The 22,012-nt window shown below is 63.7% G+C and carries 17 protein-coding genes, 1 tRNA gene and 2 pseudogenes; 12 read left to right on the plus strand and 8 right to left on the minus strand.

The genetic code is table 11. The features are described 5' to 3' along the window. The first annotated feature begins 16 nt into the window (after positions 1-16). Positions 17-1,108: an enolase C-terminal domain-like protein gene (locus tag ACVWYI_RS35505; RefSeq protein ID WP_456648163.1), complete on the plus strand. Its 1,092-nt coding sequence runs from the start codon at positions 17-19 to the stop codon at positions 1,106-1,108. 220 nt (positions 1,109-1,328) lie between these two features. Here ACVWYI_RS35505 and ACVWYI_RS35510 read toward each other — a convergent pair whose 3' ends face one another. Further along, positions 1,329-2,756 (minus strand): sulfatase family protein, encoded by a 1,428-nt coding sequence (locus ACVWYI_RS35510; protein ID WP_247339718.1) that lies wholly within the window; start codon positions 2,754-2,756, stop codon positions 1,329-1,331. Between the two features lie 168 nt (positions 2,757-2,924). Between ACVWYI_RS35510 and ACVWYI_RS35515 the strand changes: the two genes are divergently transcribed. From ACVWYI_RS35515 to ACVWYI_RS35530, 4 genes are read left to right on the plus strand one after another with little or no spacing between them, the layout of a single operon-like run. Continuing rightward, a complete protein-coding gene (locus ACVWYI_RS35515) occupies positions 2,925-3,689 on the plus strand; it encodes a FadR/GntR family transcriptional regulator (RefSeq protein WP_247339715.1) in 765 nt (254 codons plus the stop codon). Positions 3,690-3,719: 30 nt separating this feature from the next. After that, positions 3,720-5,966 carry an extracellular solute-binding protein gene (locus ACVWYI_RS35520; RefSeq protein ID WP_456664358.1) on the plus strand — a complete coding sequence of 749 codons (2,247 nt, stop codon included), beginning with the start codon at positions 3,720-3,722 and terminating at the stop codon, positions 5,964-5,966. Continuing rightward, positions 5,963-6,790 carry a carbohydrate ABC transporter permease gene (locus ACVWYI_RS35525; protein ID WP_247339693.1) on the plus strand — a complete coding sequence of 276 codons (828 nt, stop codon included), beginning with the start codon at positions 5,963-5,965 and terminating at the stop codon, positions 6,788-6,790. The genes ACVWYI_RS35520 and ACVWYI_RS35525 overlap by 4 nt, the downstream gene beginning before the upstream one ends. 4 nt (positions 6,791-6,794) lie before the next feature. After that, the gene (locus ACVWYI_RS35530) at positions 6,795-7,607 is read left to right on the plus strand and encodes a shikimate dehydrogenase family protein (RefSeq protein ID WP_456664359.1); all 813 of its coding nucleotides are present in this window, start codon (positions 6,795-6,797) and stop codon (positions 7,605-7,607) included. Between the two features lie 35 nt (positions 7,608-7,642). On the opposite strand, the gene ACVWYI_RS35535 is transcribed toward ACVWYI_RS35530, so the two are convergent. The 4 genes from ACVWYI_RS35535 to cpdR form a co-directional block, all read right to left on the minus strand. After that, on the minus strand, positions 7,643-7,885 hold the full coding sequence (locus ACVWYI_RS35535) for a hypothetical protein (protein WP_247339815.1): 243 nt from the start codon (positions 7,883-7,885) through the stop codon (positions 7,643-7,645). A gap of 14 nt (positions 7,886-7,899) precedes the next feature. Next, positions 7,900-8,373 carry an L-2-amino-thiazoline-4-carboxylic acid hydrolase gene (locus ACVWYI_RS35540; RefSeq protein WP_456664360.1) on the minus strand — a complete coding sequence of 158 codons (474 nt, stop codon included), beginning with the start codon at positions 8,371-8,373 and terminating at the stop codon, positions 7,900-7,902. Positions 8,374-8,573: 200 nt separating this feature from the next. Further along, positions 8,574-8,648, minus strand: a tRNA-Val gene (locus ACVWYI_RS35545). A gap of 74 nt (positions 8,649-8,722) precedes the next feature. After that, on the minus strand, positions 8,723-9,082 hold the full coding sequence (gene cpdR / locus ACVWYI_RS35550) for a cell cycle two-component system response regulator CpdR (protein WP_007597092.1): 360 nt from the start codon (positions 9,080-9,082) through the stop codon (positions 8,723-8,725). A 359-nt stretch (positions 9,083-9,441) separates the two neighbouring features. Here cpdR and ACVWYI_RS35555 point away from each other — a divergent pair, with 359 nt between their 5' ends. From ACVWYI_RS35555 to ACVWYI_RS35565, 3 genes and pseudogenes are all read left to right on the plus strand, one after another. Continuing rightward, complete coding sequence (locus ACVWYI_RS35555; RefSeq protein WP_247339689.1) at positions 9,442-10,332, plus strand: N-formylglutamate amidohydrolase; 891 nt, start codon at positions 9,442-9,444, stop codon at positions 10,330-10,332. Between the two features lie 538 nt (positions 10,333-10,870). Next, positions 10,871-11,653, plus strand: coding sequence for a histidinol-phosphatase (hisN, locus tag ACVWYI_RS35560; protein WP_247339684.1), 783 nt, complete (start codon positions 10,871-10,873; stop codon positions 11,651-11,653). 18 nt (positions 11,654-11,671) lie between these two features. Then, a pseudogene (locus tag ACVWYI_RS35565) lies at positions 11,672-12,638 on the plus strand (Bug family tripartite tricarboxylate transporter substrate binding protein). A gap of 8 nt (positions 12,639-12,646) precedes the next feature. On the opposite strand, the gene ACVWYI_RS35570 reads toward ACVWYI_RS35565, so the two are convergent. Continuing rightward, positions 12,647-13,540, minus strand: coding sequence for a LysR substrate-binding domain-containing protein (locus tag ACVWYI_RS35570; protein ID WP_354050762.1), 894 nt, complete (start codon positions 13,538-13,540; stop codon positions 12,647-12,649). Between the two features lie 93 nt (positions 13,541-13,633). Here ACVWYI_RS35570 and ACVWYI_RS35575 point away from each other — a divergent pair, with 93 nt between their 5' ends. Then, positions 13,634-14,386: a sulfite exporter TauE/SafE family protein gene (locus tag ACVWYI_RS35575; RefSeq protein WP_456664361.1), complete on the plus strand. Its 753-nt coding sequence runs from the start codon at positions 13,634-13,636 to the stop codon at positions 14,384-14,386. A gap of 5 nt (positions 14,387-14,391) precedes the next feature. On the opposite strand, the gene ACVWYI_RS35580 is transcribed toward ACVWYI_RS35575, so the two are convergent. Continuing rightward, the gene (locus tag ACVWYI_RS35580) at positions 14,392-15,024 is read right to left on the minus strand and encodes a LysE family translocator (RefSeq protein ID WP_456664362.1); all 633 of its coding nucleotides are present in this window, start codon (positions 15,022-15,024) and stop codon (positions 14,392-14,394) included. 244 nt (positions 15,025-15,268) lie between these two features. Here ACVWYI_RS35580 and ACVWYI_RS35585 point away from each other — a divergent pair, with 244 nt between their 5' ends. Beyond that, positions 15,269-17,065: an adenylate/guanylate cyclase domain-containing protein gene (locus ACVWYI_RS35585; RefSeq protein WP_456664363.1), complete on the plus strand. Its 1,797-nt coding sequence runs from the start codon at positions 15,269-15,271 to the stop codon at positions 17,063-17,065. Between the two features lie 174 nt (positions 17,066-17,239). Then, a pseudogene (locus tag ACVWYI_RS35590) lies at positions 17,240-20,007 on the plus strand (di-heme-cytochrome C peroxidase). A gap of 180 nt (positions 20,008-20,187) precedes the next feature. Here the strand turns inward: ACVWYI_RS35590 and ACVWYI_RS35595 are convergent. After that, the gene (locus ACVWYI_RS35595) at positions 20,188-21,135 is read right to left on the minus strand and encodes an alpha/beta fold hydrolase (protein WP_247339671.1); all 948 of its coding nucleotides are present in this window, start codon (positions 21,133-21,135) and stop codon (positions 20,188-20,190) included. Positions 21,136-21,341: 206 nt separating this feature from the next. Between ACVWYI_RS35595 and ACVWYI_RS35600 the strand changes: the two genes are divergently transcribed. Then, complete coding sequence (locus tag ACVWYI_RS35600) at positions 21,342-21,812, plus strand: Hsp20 family protein (RefSeq protein WP_456664364.1); 471 nt, start codon at positions 21,342-21,344, stop codon at positions 21,810-21,812. Positions 21,813-22,012: the final 200 nt, after the last annotated feature.

Here is a 22,012-nt window from a genome sequence, read left to right on the forward strand (position 1 = left end):
CCCGGAGATCCTCCAAATGACCGAGACCATCCGCATCAAGCGCTTCAATGCGCGCCCCGTGATCGTGCCGATGAACCTGCCGCTCAAGACCTCGACCGGGGCTGTCGCAAAGGCGCCGCTGGTGCTGATCGACTGCGAGACCGACCAGGGCGTGCGCGGGCACGCCTATCTGTTCTCGATCACGCCCTCGGCCTTGAAGCCGCTGACGGCGATGGTCACGGAAATGTCGGACCTCGTCGCCGGCGACGAGCTGCTGCCGTTCGAGATCGAGCGCAAGCTGACCCAGCGTTTCACGCTGCTGGGGCTCGCCGGCCTGCAGCGGATGGCACAATCCGGCATCGACATGGCCGCATGGGACGCGCTGGCGCGCGCACGCAGCCTGCCGCTGGCGCGGCTGCTCGGCGGGGCGCCGAAACCGGTCAGAGCCTACAATTCGAAGGGCCTCGGCATCATGCCGGCGGGTGCCGCGGTGGAGGAAGCTCACAAGCTGCTGGCCGAGGGCTTTCAGGCCGCAAAGATCCGCGTCGGCCGCCCCGATGCGCGGGAAGACCTGAAGGTGGTGCGCGCCGTGCGCGAGGCGGTCGGCGACGACGTGACGCTGATGTGCGACTACAATCAGGCGCTGACGGTCACCGAGGCCATCCGCCGCGGCGAGATGCTCGACGATGAGGGGCTGACCTGGATCGAGGAGCCGATCCGTCACGACGACTATTCCGGCTGCGCCCGTATCGCGGATGCGCTGCGCACCCCGGTCCAGATCGGCGAGAATTTTGACAGCGCGTTCGCGATGCAGTCCGCGCTGTCGGCGGAAGCCTGCGACTACGTGATGCCCGACGTGCAGCGCATCGGCGGCGTCACGGGCTGGCTGCGCGCCGCGGCGCTCGCGCATGCCGCCGGCAGCGAGATGTCGACGCATCTGTTCTCGGAAGTCAGCGCGCATTTGCTTTGCGTGACGCCGACCGCGCATTGGCTGGAATATGTCGACTGGGCCGACGCGGTGCTGGCGACGCGGTTGCAGATCAAGGACGGCTTTGCGCTGCCGAGCGAGGAGTCCGGCAACGGCATTGCGTGGGACGAGGCGGCGGTGAGGAAGTATCTGATTGATTAATCGACACGGTTCCTTGTGGCCATCCTTCGAGACGCCCGCTTTTAGCGGGCTCCTCAGGATGAGGTCCTGTTGCGCGGCGAGACCGTAGACCCTCCGGCAAGGCTGTAGACCCTCATGGTGAGGAGCGCCGCTTACGGCGCGTCTCGAACCATGAAGGCCGAGCACTCTCGCAGCCTCGCCATATACGTTAGGCCTGCCGGGACCGGGCGAGGGAGTGCCGTCAACGCACCGCCGCGTTCAAATCCATCGTCTCCAGCAGGCTGTTCTGGCGCCAGTCGATAAAGGCATCCTTGAGACGGCTGATGATTCCGGCATGCTCAGGCATACCCCAGAGATTGCGCTGTTCAAGCGGATCGCGCTCGAGATCGAACAACTGCCCGTCCTCGGCGCCGTGGATGAACACGACCTTCCAGCGGTCATCGCGCACCATCGTGATCAGCCGCGCGCCGGTCATGGCGACGTCGCCGGCTTGCTCGCTGAACACGAACTCGCGGCCACTCCATTCCTCGCCCTTCAGCGCCGGCAGCAAGCTGCGGGCCTGGAACGGCTTTGGATGCTGCGCGCCGGCAAGATCGAGGATGGTCGGGCCCAGATCGAACAGCTGGCACTTTTCCTGAATCCGTCGCCCGTCGGAAGGAAGGCTGGGTGACCAGAACAGCAGCGGGACGCGGGTGACGGGCTCGTACATCGACCATTTCTGGCTGAGACCGTGTTCGCCGAGATTGTCACCGTGGTCCGACATGAAGACAACGACGCAATTGTCAAGGTAGCCCTTGTTTTCCAGCACCTCGATCAGGCGGCCGATCTGCTCGTCGATCATGGTGACGTTGGCATAGTAATGCGCGCGCAGGCGCCGCATCTCTTCGTGCGTCGGCGCCAGCTTCCATGACACCGCGTCGTGGTCGACCTCGGTGTCATGGCGCCGCTTCTCCTTCAGATACGCCGGAAGCCCCTCGATCTCGGCCTCGGTCGGCTGCGGCACTGGAAGGTCGTTGCGCGCGAGATAATGCTCCAGATATTCCGGCAAGGGGTCATAGGGCGGGTGCGGTCCGGGCAGGCCGATCTGCATGAACAGCGCTTCCGGCTTGGGGCGGGTCTCCAGCCACCACATCGCGGTCTCGGCGACAAAAATGTCCGGATGCAGCGACTTCGGCATCTCCCAGGTGAACGCGCCCATCCGGTCGCCATAATCCGGCAGGCTGCGATAGCCGGCGCGCGACGGCTTTGTCAGCTTGTGCGTGGCGAAGGCCTTGTCGAGCTCGTCGGCGAACCAGCGTCCCTCCAAAAAGCGATCCTTGTTCTCGACCACGAAGCGTTCGTGAAAGCCGGCCTTGGCGTCATAGGGGATCGTGTGCATCTTGCCGACATTGACGCAGTGATAGCCGGCTTCCGCCAGATTGCTGACCCAGGTCTTCTGCCAGTGTTGCCCGTTCTTCAGGACGCCCGAGGCGTGCGGATAGAGACCGGAGAACAATGCCGCGCGCGAGGGAACGCAGCTCGGCGCATTGATGAAGCAATTATCGAAATAGATACCTTCACGCACCAGACGATCGAGATTCGGCGTCTTCATGTAGGGATGGCCCGTCGCCGCGATCGTGTCGAAGCGTTGCTGGTCGGTCATGACCAGGACGATGTGGGGCTTTGTCACGATTGTTTTGTCCTACGCGGCATTGGGAGAGGAGAAAATATGTCTGACATAATAATTCTTGTCAAACTGCCCTCGGCTGGATTATCCTTCAGAACGGCCGCATTTATGCCGGTCATTTCTTCGCAGCCGCAATATATCAGACATTAAACCCAGCAGAGCCGGATCAACGTGGCAAAGGCCGACAGCAAGGACAGTCAGCAATCAAGCGGTCACGTCGCCCGCGAGGTGGCGCGGCTGATCCTCACCGGCGTGTGGCGCGAAGGCGCGACCCTGCCGCGCGAGATCGAGCTTGCGTCGCGCTTCGGCGTCAGCCGCGCATCGATGCGCGAATCGCTTTCGCTCCTGAAGGCGAAGGGGCTGATCGCCTCGAAGCAGAAGGCCGGCACGCATGTGCGCACGCGCTTCGACTGGAACATGCTCGACGCGGAACTGCTGAACTGGACCTTGACGGCGTTGCCGACGCAGGAGTTTGCCAAGCAGATCATGGAGATCCGCAGGATCGTCGAGCCCGAGGCCTGCGCGATTTGCGCGACGCGCGGCACGGACGAAGACTTTGCCAGGATCGAGCGGGCCTATCGCGGCATGGACGCTGCCGGAATGGACCGCGTCGCCTATGCCGAGCCCGACTTGCAGTTTCACCGCGGCATTCTCATCGCCACGGGCAATGACTTTCTGATTGCCTTTGGCGCCACGGTCGCAGCCGCACTGCGGATGTCGTTCAACTTGTCGAGCACCAATCCGGGCGCGCCGCGCAAGAGCCTGCCCTATCATCGCGCGGTGCTTGAGGAAATCTGGGCGCGCAATCCCGACGGCGCGCGTCAGGCCATGCACAAGCTGATGGATCTCACCGAACAGAACATCGTCTCGGCCATGTCGCGCCAGAAGAAAAAGGACACCGAGGACGAGAAGGCCCGCACCAGACGGGCGCGTTGAAACCGGCATACAATATTGAGGGAGATCAAGATGAAGAACGCATCGCGCGCGAGTTCGCTCACCCGCCGTAAACTGCTCAAGGCCAGTGCCGCGACCGCGGCGCTAGCCGCGTTCCCCGCGCCGCTGATCGCGCAGACAAAACCGTTTGCCGGCGTGACGCTGCACGGCGCCTCGTTCCAGCACCGCTTCTTCACGCTGCTGCAAAAATACATCCCCGAATTCGAGGAGCAGACCGGCATGAAGGTCGACCTGCAGCTCTCGGCCTTCCCGGTCTACAACCAGCAGGCCAATCTCGAACTGTCCTCGGGCGGCTCGGCCTACGACTTCGTCAACGTCACCTTCATCCTCGCTGCGCGCTGGGTCGCTGCGGGGCTGCTCGCCGATCTCAACGAATTCACCGGCGATCCCAATTTGACGCCCGCCGAGTGGAATCCCAAGGACTTCGTCGAAGGCGCGCAGGTGCCCTATCGCGACGCCAGGGGCGGCACCTATGGCTATTCCTGGGAAGGCGGCGCGATGCTGATGGGGCTGTCGCGCATGGACCTGATGGAAAAGAAGGGACTGAAGATCCCCAAGACGTTCGCCGAGCTCCAGCAGGTCTGCGCCGAGATCAACGGCACCGATGGCGTCAGCGGCATCACATCCTTCCAGCTTCATCACTGGAACCTGCCGCCCTACATCCAGGGCTTTGGCGGCGACATCTTCCGCAAGCCGCCGGGCGACATCATGCCGGCGCTGAACACGCCGGAGACCATTCAAGGCATCGAGTTCTACGCGAACCTGTTGAAGAACGCGCCGAAAGGCGTGCTCACCTATACCGAGGACCAGGCGCGGCAGTCGCTGCTCACGGGACGTTCCAACATCTTCATCCATTCCAGCTCCTGGGTGACGCCGATCCTGCTCTCCGACGAGAGCAAGGTGAAGGAGACTTCGCGCGTGGTGCGCTCGCCCGCCGGTCCCGTGCATGATTATCCGGCGTCGAATAGCCAGGGGCTCGGCATTCCCAAGAACGCCAAGAACAAGAAGGCCGCGTGGGAATTCATCAAATGGGCGCTCTCGCCCGACATCTCGATGCGGCTGGTGAAGGAGCACGGTCATTCCTCGGTGTGCCGGCGCTCGATCATCACCAGCGAGGCCTATCGCAAGCTCAACACGGTGAACGGCCAGGACCTCGGCGCGCTCTATCTCGAAGTGCTGGAGCTGCCGGCCAAGGGCGAGAACTACATGGCCTATCGCAACCGTGAAGGAATTCCCGATCGTGGGCGACGTCCTCAACAAGGCGTTCGAGCAGGTCGCGACCGGCCAGCTGCCGGCAAAGGACGCGATGAACGCGGCGCAGGACCAGGCTATCGCCGCACTGCGCCGTTCCGGGACGCAGCTTTGAGCGAGAGTGGAATTGACGGAGAGCGCCGCAGGTTCATCGCCTTCGCGCTCACGCCGAGCCTGATCGTGCTGTTCGCGATCGCCGTGCTGCCGGCGATCTATCTCGTCGTGACGAGCCTCACGCCGTTCCAGCTGACGATGCCGGGCTCGGCCACCGATTTCAGCGCGCCGCTCCGCAACTACGGCCTGCTACCCGGCGACCCCCGTTTCGTCAATTCGCTGTGGGTGCAGGCCAAGCTGTCTTGCTGGGGCGTGCTGTTCCAGGTGTTGTTCGGCATGCTGCTCGCGCTGCTGCTGAACGTGCCGTCGCGCCTTGTCGAGTTCGCCCGCACCTTCTTCCTGATTCCGATGGTGCTGCCGCCGATCGTGGTCGCGGTGATCTGGAAGCTGATCTACACGCCCGACATCAGCCCGCTCTATTACGCGGCACAAGCCCTGCATTTCACCATGCCGGCACTGACATCGAGCGTCGATTTCGCGCTGACCGCGATCATCATCGCCGACACCTGGGAATGGCTGCCCTTCACCTTCCTGATGGTTCTCGCGGCGCTGCAGACCATCCCGGATGAATATTCGGAAGCAGCCCTGGTCGACGGCGCCAGTACGCTGCAGATTTTCTGGTACGTCACGCTGCCCTTCATCATGCCGATCCTGGTCATATCGGGCATGTTCCGGCTGATCGACAGCGTGAAGGCGTTTCCGCTGATCTTTTTGCTGACCAGCGGCGGCCCCGGCACAGTCACTGAAGTCACCAATTACTATGCATATCTGCTCGCCTTCGACACTAACGAGATCGGCTATTCCAGCGCGGTCACGGTCGTGATGCTGCTGCTGGTCGCCGGCGTCAGCCTTGGCCTGGTCTGGATGGGACGGCGCCGGGAGGCGATGGCATGAACGCGCCCACCTCACGCAAGGCGACGCCCGGCCGGCTGGCCGCGATCATGGTGACCCTGCTCATCCTGCTCTCGCCGTTCCTCTGGTTGTTGCAGATGAGCTTCAAATCGAACGACCAGATCCTGCAATTCCCGCCACCGCTGATCTTCACGCCGACACTGGAGCACTACAGCGCGCTCTGGCACAGCGCGTTCTCAGCTTCCTTCGTCAACAGTCTGCTCAGCGCCTCGTTTTCGACCGCACTCGCGCTGCTGCTCGGCGTACCCGCCGCCTACGCGTTGTCGCGCTGGGCCGGACGCGGCAAGCACGCGCTCTCCTTTGCGATCCTGGTCACGCGCATGGCGCCCCCGATTGCGTTCACGATCCCGTTCTTCCTGTTCTACCGCTGGATCGGCCTGCTCGACACTATCACCGGCCTGGTGCTGGTTTATACCAGCTTCAACCTGCCGCTGGTCATCTGGATGATGCAGCCGTTCTTCGACACCATCCCGGTCTCTCTGGAGGAAGCAGCGCTCGTCGATGGCGCAAGGACCCGGACGATTTTCACCAAGATCGTGCTGCCGATGGTGACGCCGGGGATCGCGGCGACCGCGATCCTGTGCTTCCTCTACGCTTGGAACGATTTCTTCTTCGCGCTGATCCTGACCCGGACCAATGCGCGCACGGCCCCCGTCGCCGTCGTCAACTTCATGAACTACGAAGGCTGGGAATGGGGCAAGATCGCCGCCGGCGGCTCGCTGGTGATGGCGCCGGTGCTGATCTTCTCGCTTGCCGTGCGCCGCTATCTCGTCAGCGGGCTCACGGCCGGCGCGGTCAAGGGATGAGGTCATGAAGCTTCCGACCGGCGCATCGCGCACCGTCTTCATCTTCGCCCATCCCGCCGGTCATGTTGGCGCGCCGCGCCATTACACGCCCTATTTCGAGCAGCAGGGCCTCGACTGGCATATGATGCCGATGGACGTCGAGCCGAAGCATCTCGCCGAGACGATCCGCGCGCTGGCAAAGTCGCCGAGCACCGCCGGCTTCAATTTGACCATGCCGCACAAGCCGGCCGCGTTCGAGCTCTGCGACGAGGTCGGGCCTGCCGCGACATTCGAGGGCGTGGTCAATACGATCCGGATCGAAGCCGATGGAAAACTCGTCGGAGAATCCTTCGACGGCGGCGGATTTCTGAACGCCGCGCGCGAGGCCGGCATCTTCGATCCCGACCGCGGCACCGTCGTGATCGATGCCGGCGGCGCCGGCCGCGCGATCTGCCATGCCCTCGCGGCGGCAGGTGTGAGGCGCCTGCGCATCCTCAACGAGGTGCCCGGCCCGGTCGAGACGCTGGCGGCAAAGCTGCGCGGACAATTCCCTGATCTCGACATCAGTCTCGAGGAGCGCTTCGACGATTTAGGCCTGTGCGTCAATGCCACCTCGCTCGGTCTGCACGCGACCGACGCGTTGCCGATGGATCCGGCCAAGCTGCCGAAGGATTGTGCCGTGTTCGACATCATCGCCGCCCGCCGCACTGGATTCATGGAAGCCTGCGCGGCCCGTGGCCTCAAGGTCATCGACGGTGTCGCCATGATCCGGCATCAGTTGCCGCTGCAAACGGCGTTCTGGCGGGGAGCAACTGCTCCTTCCGCTCCGACATCCTGAGGCGCAAGCAGCGGGTAGTGCACCTGCAGATGCCTCTACCAAACCTCCGCGCCGGGGATTTTCTTGCGCACCGCCATGCGCTGGATCCAGATGCAGCGACGGACCGATCTATTGGAGCGGCCGACCGCGGATATTCCTTCGCCGGCCTGCAGCAGTGGCGCCACGTTTTCACGCAGCGCGCGGCAGCGCTGGAGCTCGGCCTGCCAGTCGATGATTGCTGCGTCGGCCCGCGACGCAATCAGCGACAGTACCGCCACGGCAAGACAGCTCGCTCGCATGGTCCGCATTCCCTTCACCGAGGTCCGGCCGGATGGCGCCGGTAGCGGAAATCGCAATGAGGCGCGCCTTGCATGATGGTCTGCGTCCGCGTCAGCGCGACGTCGGGACCGAACCCTTCTGCGGTCGCAAAATCGGCGGTGCAGACCAGGAGAAAGCCGAGCTCCGGCTCGTCCAGCGCCTTGTAGAACTCGGCATAGGCGCACCGCGTCACGTCGAACGCGAAGACGTCCTCGGTCTGCTCGATGACGTCATAGGCGAGCGCGTCGTCACGGGCATAGGCCCTGAACGCCGATGATACGGCCTTGCCGAGATCGGTCTCGTTCCTGGCTTTCCAGAATTCCTCGCCGTAGCCGCGATAGAGATTGCCGAGCGTGGTGCGCACCAGCGCGTTGGCGCGCGCCTCGCCGAGTTTGGCCTGGAGCGCCTTCACCAGCGGCACCAGGACTTGCGCCTGAATCTTTGCCTGTTCGATGACGGAAACGCTCATGGGCGGCCTCGTATCTGAGGCCACATCGTAGCCCGGATCGGACGAAGCGTAATCGGGGTTTCGTGCCGGATGACGAGATTTCCGGATCTCGTGAAGCGTAGTCCGGGCTGCGCGGGCCGCACACGTTCGGTTGTTTGGACTTGGCCGATGCCCGCTGGGCTTCGGCAAGGCATCCTTCACTCGGTACCGCGAGCGAAGGATGGTGGGCGCGACAGGGATCGAACCTGTGACCCCTACCATGTCAAGGTAGTGCTCTCCCGCTGAGCTACGCGCCCTAGATGTCGTCTAGATCGGGTCGGGACCCTATAACGGCTCAGGAGAGCCGGTGCAAGGACGGAAGGGGGCCGATTTAGGCCGCCAGCATCTTGTTCACTTCGCTGACCAATTCGCGCAAATGCACGGGCTTGGACAGCACCTTCGCGTTCTTGGGGGCGTCCGAATCCGAGTTCAGGGCGACCGCGGCGAAGCCAGTGATGAACATGATCTTGATGTCGGGGTCGAGTTCCGAAGCCCGGCGGGCGAGCTCGATGCCGTCCATCTCCGGCATCACGATGTCGGTGAGCAGCATTTCGAACGGCTCTTCCCGGAGCCGCTGATAGGCGGCCATGCCGTTGTCGTGGGACGAGACCTGAAAACCGGCGTTTTCCAGCGCCTTGACCAGGAAACGGCGCATGTCGTTGTCGTCTTCGGCGAGCAGGATTTTTGGCATGGCTGGAACGTCGAATCCCCAAGACAATTACAAGGCATCAGCAGAGGTCACTAAGCCCGACAGAGGGTAAATTTCGGGTGAAAATCTTTACCCTAGCCCGACCGCGCGGCCCCCTTGTGAACCCGAATGCGGCTCGAAGCAATCAAGTCGCGTTGGTCGATCCCCATCTCGATGCCCGCAGGGTTAAGACATGTTCCAGCGCAGATGACATCTTTTCGCTTGGCAGGATGGTTGCGATTCCGGACAATGACGACACATAACAGCCGCTCGATCGGCCGAATCAATTCGATCTGGCCCCTTTTCCGGATCCTGCGGCGCCAAGGGACGAAGCCTGAGAACAAGGGACGAAGCCTAAGAAGATGACCCGGTTTGACGGCGACATGTCGCCAGCGTTCGAGATCGTGGAGCCCGCGCAATGGCGCGCGCCTGTCATCTTCAACTCGCCCCATTCCGGCTCGACCTATCCGGACGAATTCCTCGCGGCATCGCGGATCGACCTGCCGCAGCTGCGGCGGTCCGAAGACTCTTTCATGGACGAGCTGATCGCCCAACTGAGCGAGCGCGGCTTTCCGACCGTGCGGGTCAACTTTCCGCGCTCCTATGTCGACGTCAATCGCGAGCCCTATGAGCTTGATCCCCGGATGTTCACCGGGCGCCTGCCGAGCTTCGCCAATACCCGCTCGATGCGGGTTGCCGGAGGGCTCGGCACCATTCCGCGCGTGGTCGGCGACGGCCAGGAGATCTATCGCGACCGCATCCTGGTTGAAGATGCGCTGGCGCGGATCGAGACTCTCTACAAGCCCTACCATCGCGCGCTGCGCCGGCTGATCAACAAGGTGCACCAGATGTTCGGCACCGTGGTGCTGGTCGACTGCCACTCGATGCCCTCGGTCGGCGTCTCCCGCGACGAGCCACGGCGGCCCGACATCGTGATCGGCGACCGCTACGGCACGAGCTGCACGCCGCTCCTGCCCGACAGGGTCGAGGAGACCATGACCGGACTCGGCTATTCGATCGGCCGCAACAAGCCCTATGCGGGCGGCTTCATCACCGAGCATTACGGCAACCCGGCCAGCGGCCTGCACGCCGTGCAGCTCGAACTCAACCGCGCGATCTACATGGACGAGCGGCGGCGCGAGCGCAGTCCGCGTTTTGCGCAAGTGGCGACGGACTTCGGCGTGCTCGCCGACGTGCTGGCGACCACGATCCCGTTCGGCGATCTCGGCCCGTTCCAGGCCGCGGCCGAATAGGCGCGACGTTTTCTTCGAACGATTGTGTTGGGTGCGATCAAGCGCGAACGCGTTTCGCGGCGCGCATTGAAATGAAAGCCAAGGGCTGAAAGAAATTAGAGGCTGAAAGAAAAAAGGGCCGCTTCTGATGAAGAAGCGGCCCAAGTCTAGGGAGGAAACGCCCAAGGAGGGCAGCAGTAACGCGAGAAGCGCTACCGCACCGCAACAATATGCGGCCGCGACGCACAAAGTGCAAGGGCTTTCGAGCGGTTTCCCATGCAATGAGGACATAGCTCGGTTGCTTCTAGAGAAACCCAGATTCAGTTCCTTTGATAAGGAAATTCAATGGGTTGATAGTCATTTGCATACGAACGAGGCAGATCCGGAACTAAGGTTTCAACTCAATGATCGATATTTGCCCAGTGAGTGGTCTTTGCCGAGGCGAACGCTTCCGGCATCCAAAATACCAGGGTGCGAAAGCAAGACAGCGCTGCACGATCCCTCCGATTTGAGCTAGGCAGGAGTGAGCTTCACCCGACTTTCGTTTTGAGGATGCGCCGTGACGGTGATCGACTTCTCCGCCTTCATCGAACGGCTCGCCACCGTCTCCGGCGAAACCATCCTGCCGTTCTTCCGCACTTCCCTATCGATCGACGACAAGAGCAAGACCAAGGATTTCGACCCCGTGACAGAGGCCGACCGCGCCGCGGAGGCGGTGATGCGGCGGCTGATCAAGGCCAGCTTCCCCCAGCACGGCATCGTCGGCGAGGAGTTCGGCAACGAGCGCGAGGACTCCGACTATGTCTGGGTGCTCGACCCTATCGACGGCACCAAATCCTTCATTGGCGGCTTTCCGATCTGGGGCACGCTGATCGCGTTGCTGCACAAGGGCACGCCGGTCTACGGCATGATGCACCAGCCCTTCATCGGCGAACGCTTTTCCGGCGACAGCGGCTCGGCTCATTATAAGGGCCCCTCCGGCGAGCGCCGGCTCCAGGTCCGGCGATGTGCTTCGCTGTCGGAAGCGACGACCTACACCACCAGCCCGCTGCTGATGAACGAGCGCGACCGCGCCATCTTCGGCCGCATCGAGAAGGGCGCACGTCTCTCGCGCTATGGCGGCGACTGCTACTCCTATTGCATGCTGGCCGCAGGTCACGTCGATCTCGTGGTCGAAACCGAGTTGAAGCCTTACGATATCGCGGCCCTGATCCCGATCGTGACCGGCGCCGGCGGCGTCGTCACCACCTGGGAAGGCAAGCCCGCGCAGGGCGGCGGCCGCATCATCGCGGCCGGTGACGCCAGGGTTCACGAAGAAGCACTGAAACTGCTCAACGGATAGGCCGCACAAGGAGCCTGCATGACGAACCGGCGTACGCTCCTTCTCGCAACCCTGCTTCTGTTTCCGACGCTCGTCTCCGCGCAGAATTACCCGGCCAAGCCGGTCAAGCTGATCGTGCCGTTCCCGGCCGGCGGCCCCAACGACATCATCGCGCGGGTGATCGGCCAGCGCATGTCGGAGCTGTCGGGCCAGCCGGTGCTGATCGACAATCGCGGCGGCCAGGGCGGCGTGCTCGGCACCGACGCCGTCTCCAAGGCTGCGCCTGACGGTTACACCATCGCGATCTCCAGCGCCGGCGCGCTGGCGATTAGCCCGAGCATGGAGCGGGTCGCCTACGATACGCTCAACGACCTCACGCCGGTGACGTTGGTCGCAACCGTTCCGGAAATGCTCGTGGTCGCCACCAATGTAGAGGCCAAAAACATCGGCGAGCTGATCGCGCTCGCCAAGGCGCAGCCCGGAAAGCTCAACTTCGCCTCCTCCGGCCCCGGCAGCCTGCCGCATCTGGCCGGTGAATTGTTCAAGCTGACGGCCAGGATCGACATCGTGCACGTGCCTTATCGCGGCGCGGCGCCCGCCGTGAACGATCTGCTCGGACAGCAGGTGCAGATGACGTTCCTGGATCTCCCCGTGCTGCTGCCGCAGGTCAAGGCCGGCGCCCTGCGGCCGATCGCGGTCGGCTCGGCCGAGCGCTCCGCCACCGCGCCTGACGTCCCGACCACCGCGGAAGCGGGCTTTGCGGACCTGCGTATCGAGAACTGGTACGGCATGGTCCGCACCGAAGGGCACGCCGAAGGAGATCGTCGCAGCACTGCATGGCTTAGCGACAAAGGCGATGGCAGATCCCGCGGTGAAGGAGAAGCTCGCTGCCCAAGGGGCAACGCTGGTCGGCGACGAGCCGGAGCATTTTCGGCAGTTCATCGCGGACGAGACGAAGAAATGGGCGAAGGTGATCAAGGACGCCGGGGTGGAGACGGCAAAGTAGCGCAGAGTTCAGACCGCCGCCGTCGCCCTCAAATGCTCCACCAGCATCTTCGCCGGCCGTGACAATGTCTTGAAGCTGCGCGCGCAGATCACGAGCCTTCGGTTGGCGAAGGCGTCGCGCAGGCGGACCATGGCGAGCGGCATCAGTTTTGCGCAGCGGCGGGCGGCGGCTTCGGGCATCAGCGCGACGCCGACATCGGCGGCGACCATCTGGCAGATTGCGTCGAAATCGCGCAGCCGCGCGCGGAAATGCGGACGCATGCCGAGCCGCGCAGCGTGCTTCGAAATATGCACTTGAAGCGCAGTGGCGCCGGTTAGCCCGACGAACTCGCAATCCCCTGCCTCATGAAAATCGATCTGGCGGCGGCCAGCGAACGGGCCGCGCTTGGAAGTCACCAGCATCAGGCGGTCCTCGCTGAAGACGAAGCGCTCGATATGGTCGGGCAGCGCATGCTCGGCGGCGAAGCCGAGATCGGCAGCACCGGCGGTGATCGCAGCCGCAATGTCGGTGCTCTCGCGCTCCTCGATGTCGATGGCGACGTCGCGATGCTCGCGCAGGAAGCCGGCGAGAGCCTTGGGCAGATGCTCCGACAGACCCGAGGTGTTGGCGAGGAAATGCACGCTCGCCCGCGCGCCGCTGGCAAAGCCGGCGAGATCGCCGCGCATGGCGTCGATCTGGTGCATGACGAGCCTCGCATGATCGAGCAGGCTCTCGCCCGCCGCGGTCAACTCGACACCGCGGCGCCCGCGCTTGAGCAGCGCGACGCCGAGCGCGTCCTCGAGCCTCTTGATGCGCGCGCTGGCCGAGGCCAGCGCCAAATGCGACCGCTCGGCGCCACGGGTGATGCTGCGCTCGTCGGCGACCGCGATGAACAGCTGGAGGTCGATGAGGTCGAAGCGCATGGCAGGTTTCTCCCCTCAGCCTTCGTCATGAACGAAGGCAATCTCCGTAACCTCCAGATTGTGCCCGGGCGCGGCTTCGGTCAATGTGCAGATATGATCGACCCGCTCCTCATTCTCATCGCCGCCGTCTTCCTGATCGCCGGATTCGTCAAGGGCGTGGTCGGGCTCGGACTGCCGACCGTGTCCATGGGCCTGCTCGCCGTGAGCATGGCGCCGAGCCGCGCGATCGCCATCGTGATCGTGCCCGCGATCGTCACCAACATCTGGCAGACCTTCGTCGGCCCCCATCTGCGTGACATCCTGAGGCGGCTGTGGCCGCTGATGATCGGCACCGTGATCGGCTGCTGGCTCAATGCCGGCGCGCTGACCGGTCCCCATGCGCGCTACGGCACGATCGTGCTCGGTGTCCTCCTGGTCATCTACGCGACCATCGGGCTGAACAAACTCCAGTTCCGGGTCGCACCGAAGAACGAGAAATGGGTCGGCGGCGTGGTCGGGGTGATCACCGGCGTGATCTCGGCCTCGACGGGGGTGCAGGTGATCCCCTCGATGCCGTTCATGCAGGCGATCGGCATGGAGAAGGACGAGCTGGTGCAGGCGCTCGGCGTGTTCTTCACGACAGCCACTCTGGCGCTCGCCTTCAACCTCACGGCCGGAGGATTGCTGACGCCGGCCAATGCCGTGCCGGGCGCCGTGGGCATGGCCATGGCCTTCGCCGGCATGTACATCGGCCAGTCGGTGCGGGCGCGGATGCCGGCCGAAGCGTTTCGCCGCTGGTTCCTGATCGCGATGATCCTGCTCGGCCTATATCTCACCGGCAGCGCGCTGCTGAAAGAGTTCGGGTAGAAAAGTTACCGCGTTTCCAGCATGGCGACGCGGATGCCGAAATAGATGAAGAGGCCCCCGAGCGCACGGTTGACCCAGGCGATCGCGCCTTCGGAGGTCCGCAAGCGGTGGGCGGCCTTGGCCGCGAACGCCGCCAGTACCAGACACCACAGCGTTCCCGTGCAGATGAAGATCAGGCCGAGCGTCAGGAAGGCGAGCGGCTTGTGCGGCGCGTCGGCTGCGACGAATTGCGGCAGGAAGGCCAGGAAAAACAGCGCGACCTTGGGATTGAGCGCGTTGGTGAAGACGCCCTGGAAGAAAACCCGCCGCAGCGAACTCCGCACCGGCTCGTCGATGGCCGATGCCAGTACCGGGCGCGACCACAGCATCTGGAGCCCCGTCACGACGAGATAGGCCGCACCAACGAGCTTCAGGATCGAGAACGCGGTCGACGAGGCCATCAGCAGGGCCGAAAGGCCGATCGCCGCGCCCGCGACATGGAAAAAGCAGCCGCAGCTGATGCCGAGCGCGGCAGCGGCACCGCCTCGCCAGCCCATCTGCATGCTGCGGCCGATCACATAGACCGTATCAGGCCCCGGCGTGATGTTGAGCAGCACGCCCGACAGGACGAAAAGCCAGATTTCGTGAATGCCCAGCATCTGTGAGGTGCCTCCGCCGCCGAGCCGTCGCCTCAGGGGCCGGCTTAGTCGGTTCGCTCGTCCCCGTCCACCGCCGGGATTGCGGAGCATTTAGCTCGAATTTGCAATGCGGATCGTACTTTCGCTCGGCCTCATCTGCTCTATAAAGGCAGGTTCTTGAATGCGGGATTCGAGGCGACTGCCACGGCGTGGCCAGTCCTCGATCTCTTCCAAGTCTCTTGCAAGTCTCTTGGAGCTCCGGAATATGGAAAGACGTCTGGCCGCCATCATCTGCGCCGATGTCGCCGGCTATTCGCGAATGATGGGCAGCGACGAGGCCGGCACCCATGCCGCCTTCAAGGCCCATCGCAGCGCGATCCATCCCATCATCCTCAATCACGGCGGCCGCGTCGTGAAGAACACCGGCGACGGCTTCCTGCTGGAGTTCCCGAGCATCGTCGGGGCCACCGAAGCCGCAATCGCGATGCAGACGCTGATGGCGGAGCGTAACCATCATCTGCCAGCCGATCGTGCGATGCAGTTCCGGCTCGGCATCCATATGGGCGATGTCATCGCCGACGAGGACGAGGTCTTCGGTGACGATGTCAACATTGCCGTCCGCCTCGAATCCGTGGCCAGCCCCGGCGGCTTCGCGATATCGGCCAAGGCCTACAAGGAGGCAGGCAAGCATCTCGCCGTGCCGATGGCCGATGCCGGCAACCACCGCTTCAAGAACATCAGGGATCCGGTCGGCGTCTGGACCTGGACGCACGAGGGCGCATCGGCGCTTGCGCCCGCGCTGAAGGAGACATCCGCCCTCTCGCAGCAGGACCGGACCGCCATCGTCGGCGTGCTGCCCTTCGCCAATCTCAGCGACGCCCAGGACGAATATTTCTCCGACGGCCTGACCGAGGACTTGATCCACGCGCTGTCGCTGCAATCCTTCTATCGCGTGCTGAGCCGTAACTCGACCTTTGCCTTCAAGGGTAACAATGTCAGCACTCGCCTGATCGCGCGGGAGATCGACGCGACCTATTTGATCCAGGGTTCGGTGCGGCGCGCCGGAGCCAAGATCCGCGTCACCGCGGAGTTGATCGCGCCGGAGACCGGCGAGCAGCTCTGGACCGGCCGCTACGACCGCGACATCGGCGATCTCTTCGCGATGCAGGACGAGATTACGACGAACCTGTCCGCCGCCATCGCCACCGAGATCGTCCGGGCCGAAGCCTCGGCGCCGGCACGGCTCTCTACCGACGTGACCGCCTGGGACCGCTTCCTCAAGGGGCTGTCGCACTACTACCGGCAGACCAAGGAGGATTTGAACCTCGCCGTCGCCCTGTTCAGGGAGGCGATCGCGGTCGATCCGAAGCTGTCGATCGCGCACGCCTATCTCGCCACGATCCAGATCCAGAGCATCCAGTTCGGCTGGGTCAAGGGCACGCGCGAGATGTGGGCCGAGGCGATGAAGCTTGCCGAAACCAGCGTCCGGCTCGATCCACGCTCGTCATTTGCATTCTCGATCCTGTCCTGGGCCCACGCGCTGGAGGGGCATTACGAGGCCGCGATGGACGCCGCCAAGCGCGCGGTCGCGCTCAACCCCTACGACAACGGCGCGCGCGGCGTGCTCGGCATCTGCCATTTCGTCATCGGCGAGCACCGCGAGGCGATCGAACTGTTCTCGATGGCAGCGCAGCGCGACAACAGCGATCCGCGCTACCAATGGGCCGCGCTGAATGCCTTCAGCCACTATCTGCTGGGCCAATATGACGCGACCCTGTCATGGGCCCGCGAGCAACTCTACATCAACCCGAACCACATGCAGGCGCTGGCGATCCGCGCCGCGGCGCTCGCGCAATTGGGGCGGGCGGGCGAGGCGAACGAGGCGACCCGCGTGCTCATGGGTAACTACCCGACTCTGAATGTTGACCGTCATTTGCGCAATTTCCACTGGAAGCGCCCCGAGGACCTCGCCCATTACCGCGACGGACTCTTGAATGCGGGCGTGCCGCTCGGCAAGCTGACCCTGGTCCAGAGCGGCCTGAAACGCGTCGCCGAATCCTGAGGGCCAGCCGCGGCCACGCGGCAATTTCCGTCCACCTTGATTGACACGACAGTGAATTCAACCACACTTCGTTACACGCTGAAGTAGTATAATGTACTGTCGGTTTGTTAGGACTTTCCCCGCTCTATCGCCGCGCCTGTATTTTACGATTCGCTGTTTTCAGGATTCTGGGCCATGCATGATGCCGCTTCGAAGCCCCCGTTCGACCCCTCGATCCAGGTCTCGCCGAACAATCCCTGTCCATTCCTGCGCGGCCTCGTCGGCGAAGGCTTTGTTGACGGCGGGACTGTCCCGCTCGGGACGCTGTCGCAGACGATTGCAAATGCAACCGGCGAGACCGGGCTGAAGAAGGCCTTCGCCCGCATCCAGGTCCGCGGGGTCGCGCTCATCGCAAACGGTCTCGGTCACATCCTGAAGAGCGCATTTTCGGGTGCTCAGCTCGACGCGCTGCGTGGCGGCCCCCTCGACAAGCGCGGCGCCGGCTCGCGCGTCCTCGGCGTCGACGGCAAGGTCGACGAGGACGAGCTCGCGCGGTTTGCGAGCTTCGGCCGGAATTACCAGAATCCGAACGGCGGCGGCTCCGAGCCGGGTCTCAACGCCTCGGAAATCGACGTCTTCATGCGCGACAACGTCAAGCGCGCCGGCAGCGCCGCGCGCTGGTACTACCCCCTGCTGATGAAGTTCGAATGGCCGATCCTCCTGAAGATCGTGGGCAAGGGCGAGGGGGAGGACCGCTATCTCAGCGTGGCCGACGTGCGCACGCTGTTCAACGAGCGCCAATTCCCTGCTCGCATCAACCGGCGGCTCGTATCGCAGCCGGTGCTGTCGACCTGCCAGCGCGTGGTGCGAGGCGCCCTCAAGTTTGCGGCCCTGCTCGTCGCCCTCGGCCTCGTCTTGCTCGTTGCCGTCGCCGAATTCCCCGACCAGGTCCGCGCCATGCTGCCGCAAAAGGGGATTCTCGTGAATCTGCTGCCGCCGCCCCTGCCCGCTGTCCCCGAGACGAAGGCGGCCTATTGGCTCGAGCAAAACTGGTCGCTGAAGGACAGGCACTGGTTTCACCACGCCAGCCAAGGCACGGCGACCTTTCCGGTACCCTATGAATGGTTCATGGCGCTGGAGCAGCCGCGCCTGCACCTGTTCTCGCGGCCAGGCATGATGACGGACAGCGCCTATCTCGAGCGCTTCGGCTTCATCCCAAGCCCGCAGTCGATCCAGACTGACGCGGCGTCACTGCGCCGCTTCGGCTACGCCAATGTCTACGAGACGACGCAAGCGCCGGACTGGTCGACCAGATGGACGCCGGCGGAGAACGTCGATGGCCTGCCGGTCGGCTTCGCGCGGATGACCGGGGTCAGCGATCCCGCGACGGGCCGACGCGAAGAGAACAAGATCGGGCTGACCTGCGCGGCCTGCCATACCGGCCAGATCCATTACCAGGGCATCGACATCCGGTTCGACGGCGGCCCGGCCATGACCGACCTGAAGAAGCTCGAGCTCTCCACCGGCCTGTCGATCGCCTACACGCTTTACGTGCCGTTCCGCTTCCAGCGCTTCGCCGATCGGGTGCTCGGCCCCGACGCCAGCAAGACGGACCGCGACGCGCTCAAGCAGAAGCTCAGCGCGATCGGCAATTTCCTGATCGACTGGGCGAAAACCCAGCAAAAGACGATTGAAGGCAAGAAGACCTGGAACGGCAGGCAGCAGAGTGACACCGAGGAGGGATTCGGCCGCCTCGACGCTCTCAATCGCATCGGCAATCAGGTCTTTTCGCAGGACCTGGCGCTGAGCGGGATCAAGGGATTCGAGAAGAACCTGCACGCCCAGGACGCGCCGGTCAGCTACCCTCCGATCTGGACGGTGCCCTGGTTCAAGTTCGCCCAGTACGACGCCTCGATCGAGCAGCCGCTGATCCGCAACGCCGGCGAGGCACTCGGCGTGACGGCGCTGCTCAACCTGTCCGACGCCTATCCGGAGGACAGGATTTGGCGGTCCTCGGTTCACATCAACACGCTCGGCTGGATCGAGGACATGCTCAGAGGGCCCGATCCGTTCAAGACGGCTGATCCCTCCACCGGTCCGAAGTTCGGAGGCCTGCTGGCGCCGAAATGGCCGTCGCAGATCCTCGGCGACAATTGGAGGCTTGATCAAAAGAAGGTCGACAATGGTCGCAAGATCTACGCCGAGATGTGTTCCGGATGCCATTTGCCCGCCATCGACACTCCGGCTTTCTGGTCCTCCGGACATTGGGAGCCGAGCGGCGACGGCAAGGTCCTGAACGCGGTGACGATCCCCCTCGACGAGATCAAGACGGACCCCGAACAGTCGCTCGTGCTCAGCAACAGGATTGTCGATGTGCCCGGCTTTTCCTGAAGGTGAATACGGCCGACCTCCAGAAATGGTGGCAATGCGACGTCTCGACTGCGAGCTCGCCGACCGAGATGGTGTATGCGCTCGGGCTCATGACGGTGGTGGACCTGGTCGCCCGCAAATGGATGGACGACGAGAAGACTCCGGACGCCGAGCGGGCGAAATTGTGGAACCTCGCGCGCAAGAACTGCCTCAATCCGGTGGGGGGAGCACGCTATCGCGCGCGGCCGCTCAACGGCATCTGGGCCACCGCGCCCTATCTGCACAACGGTTCGGTGCCGTCTCTCTACTGGTTGCTGAAGCCTGCAAGCGAGCGTCCGCAAAAATTCTGCATGGGCCGCCGCGACTATGATCCCGTGACCGTCGGCTTTGCGGTCACCGCCGACGAGAAGTGCAAGACGGGTGAAACCGAGTTCTCGGCGGGGTCGGACAAGGATCCGATCCAGGGCAACAGCGTGCTCGGCCATTCCTTCGAGCGCAAACCGGGTGAGGAAAAACGTCCCGGCGTTATCGGCCGCGTGTTCAAGGACGACAACGAGCGCTACGATCTGATCGAGTATCTGAAGACGCTGTAGCCGAGCTCTGTCCCGAGCACGCCGCCCTCATCCTGAGGAGCCCGCACAAAGCGGGCGTCTCGAAGGATGGCCGAGGGCGAGAGCCGGGCCTTCATGGTTCGAGACGCGCGTTCCGCGCTCCTCACCATGAGGGTCTTGCGACCAAGCGGGCCGAGGCAGCGCACCGCCGTCGCTCCCGCCTCACTTGAACAGCGGCGTGCCCGGCACGAAGGCGTCGAAGGCTGCCCAGAATTGGGAACGGTAGCGGTCCTGCTCCTGGAGGATCTCGTGCTTGGCGCCGGCGATCACGAGATGGGAGCCGGCGCGCAGATGATAGGCGAACTCCTCGATCGCCGCGGTCGAGACCACGGTGTCGCTGGAAGCCGCCAGCATCAGGATCGGCTGACGGATCTTCGACGGGTAGTTTTTGCCTCTGAAGGTGTTCATCGCGCGGAAGGCGGTATCGGCCCAGGCGACCGTCGGTGAGGCCAGCCCCAGCGTCGGATCCTCCTCAAGGATCGCGGCATTGCGCGCGTAGCGCACGGGATCGCTGGTCAGCGGATTGTTGATGAAGGGGTTGAGCCCGGTGATGTGATCGCTGCCGCCGGGGACGTAGCGGCCGCCCATTCCCAACACGCGCATCGTCTTCAAAAGCGTCCGCGCCGGAAACGAGGTAGCGCGGCCGGGCAGGTCGATCATCGGCGCCGACAGCACCATGCGGTCGAACCAGCGCTTGCCCGCATGCGCGACCCGCAGCAACACTGTGCCGCCCATGGAGTGGGCGAGGGCGAAGAAGGGCGGCGGGCAATCCGGCAGCACCACCTGCTGCACGAAGGTCTCGACGTCGATCTCGAAATCGGCGAAGTCACGCACATAGCCCTTGCGCGGATCCCGCAGGCGGCGCGAGGAGTGGCCCTGCCCGCGCCAGTCGATCATCGCCACAGCAAAGCCGCGGTCGCGCAGGTCGCGCACGGTCTCGAAATATTTCTCGATCTGCTCGCTGCGTCCGGTGAAGACGCAAACCGTGCCCTTGCGGTTTGCCGGCGGTGCCCAGCGCGCAAAGCGCAGCTCGGCGCCATCAGGGGTCTTGATGGTGCCGCTGACGACGTCTTCGGGAACAGGATTGGACGGAATCGAGACCAGCGTCATGGGCGGGAGGTTTTGAGAATCAGGGGGCGGGAGCGCCGAAAAGGCGCAGATAGCCGCCCTCTTGAACGCAGTTTCCCAAAACCCATATCACTATGGTGCAGGCCGCTACCAGTGTTTCGGAACCGGAACATCAGGCTGCACACAGACGAAAGCCCGGCCCGATTGGCGGGCGGGTTTCCAACAGTCGCTCAATGGAGGACTTGACCATGCGTACCTACGATCTGACCCCCTTTTATCGTTCCACCGTCGGCTTTGATCGCCTCTTCAACCTGCTCGACCAGACGAGCTCGGACGGCAGCCCCGGTTATCCCCCCTATAACATCGAGCGCACCGGCGAGAACGACTATCGCATCACCGTTGCGGTTTCGGGCTTTGCCAAGGATGAGCTCTCCATCGTCGCGAAGGAAAACACGCTGACGATCAAGGGCGAGAAAGTCGCCAACGAGAACTCGAAGTCCGAAGTGCTCTACCGCGGCATCGCCGCGCGTGCCTTCGAGCGCGCCTTCCAGCTTGCCGACTTTGTACAGGTGAAGGACGCCTCGCTCGAGAACGGCCTGCTTCACGTCGACCTCGTGCGCGAAATTCCCGAGGCCAAGAAGCCCCGCCAAATCTCGATCAGCAGCAGCACGCCAAAGCCGCAGGTGATCGAAAACTCGGCCGCGCAAGCCGCCGCATAAATCACTCACGCCACTTCCAGGTTGCGAAAACGCCCCGGTGCCCCGGGGCGTTTTTTGCTTGTCCAGTCGTTGGCTCGCGAAAAGCCGCAAGTAGCCCCGTGGCTACTCCTCCATCGATATATTTCATACGGGTCCAACTGTCTCGTCAGCGCGGCAAGATCCAGCGGCAGTCAGCTGGTTTTCGGTTGAGATCGAAATAC

The organism is Bradyrhizobium sp. LB13.1 (genome assembly GCF_054056815.1).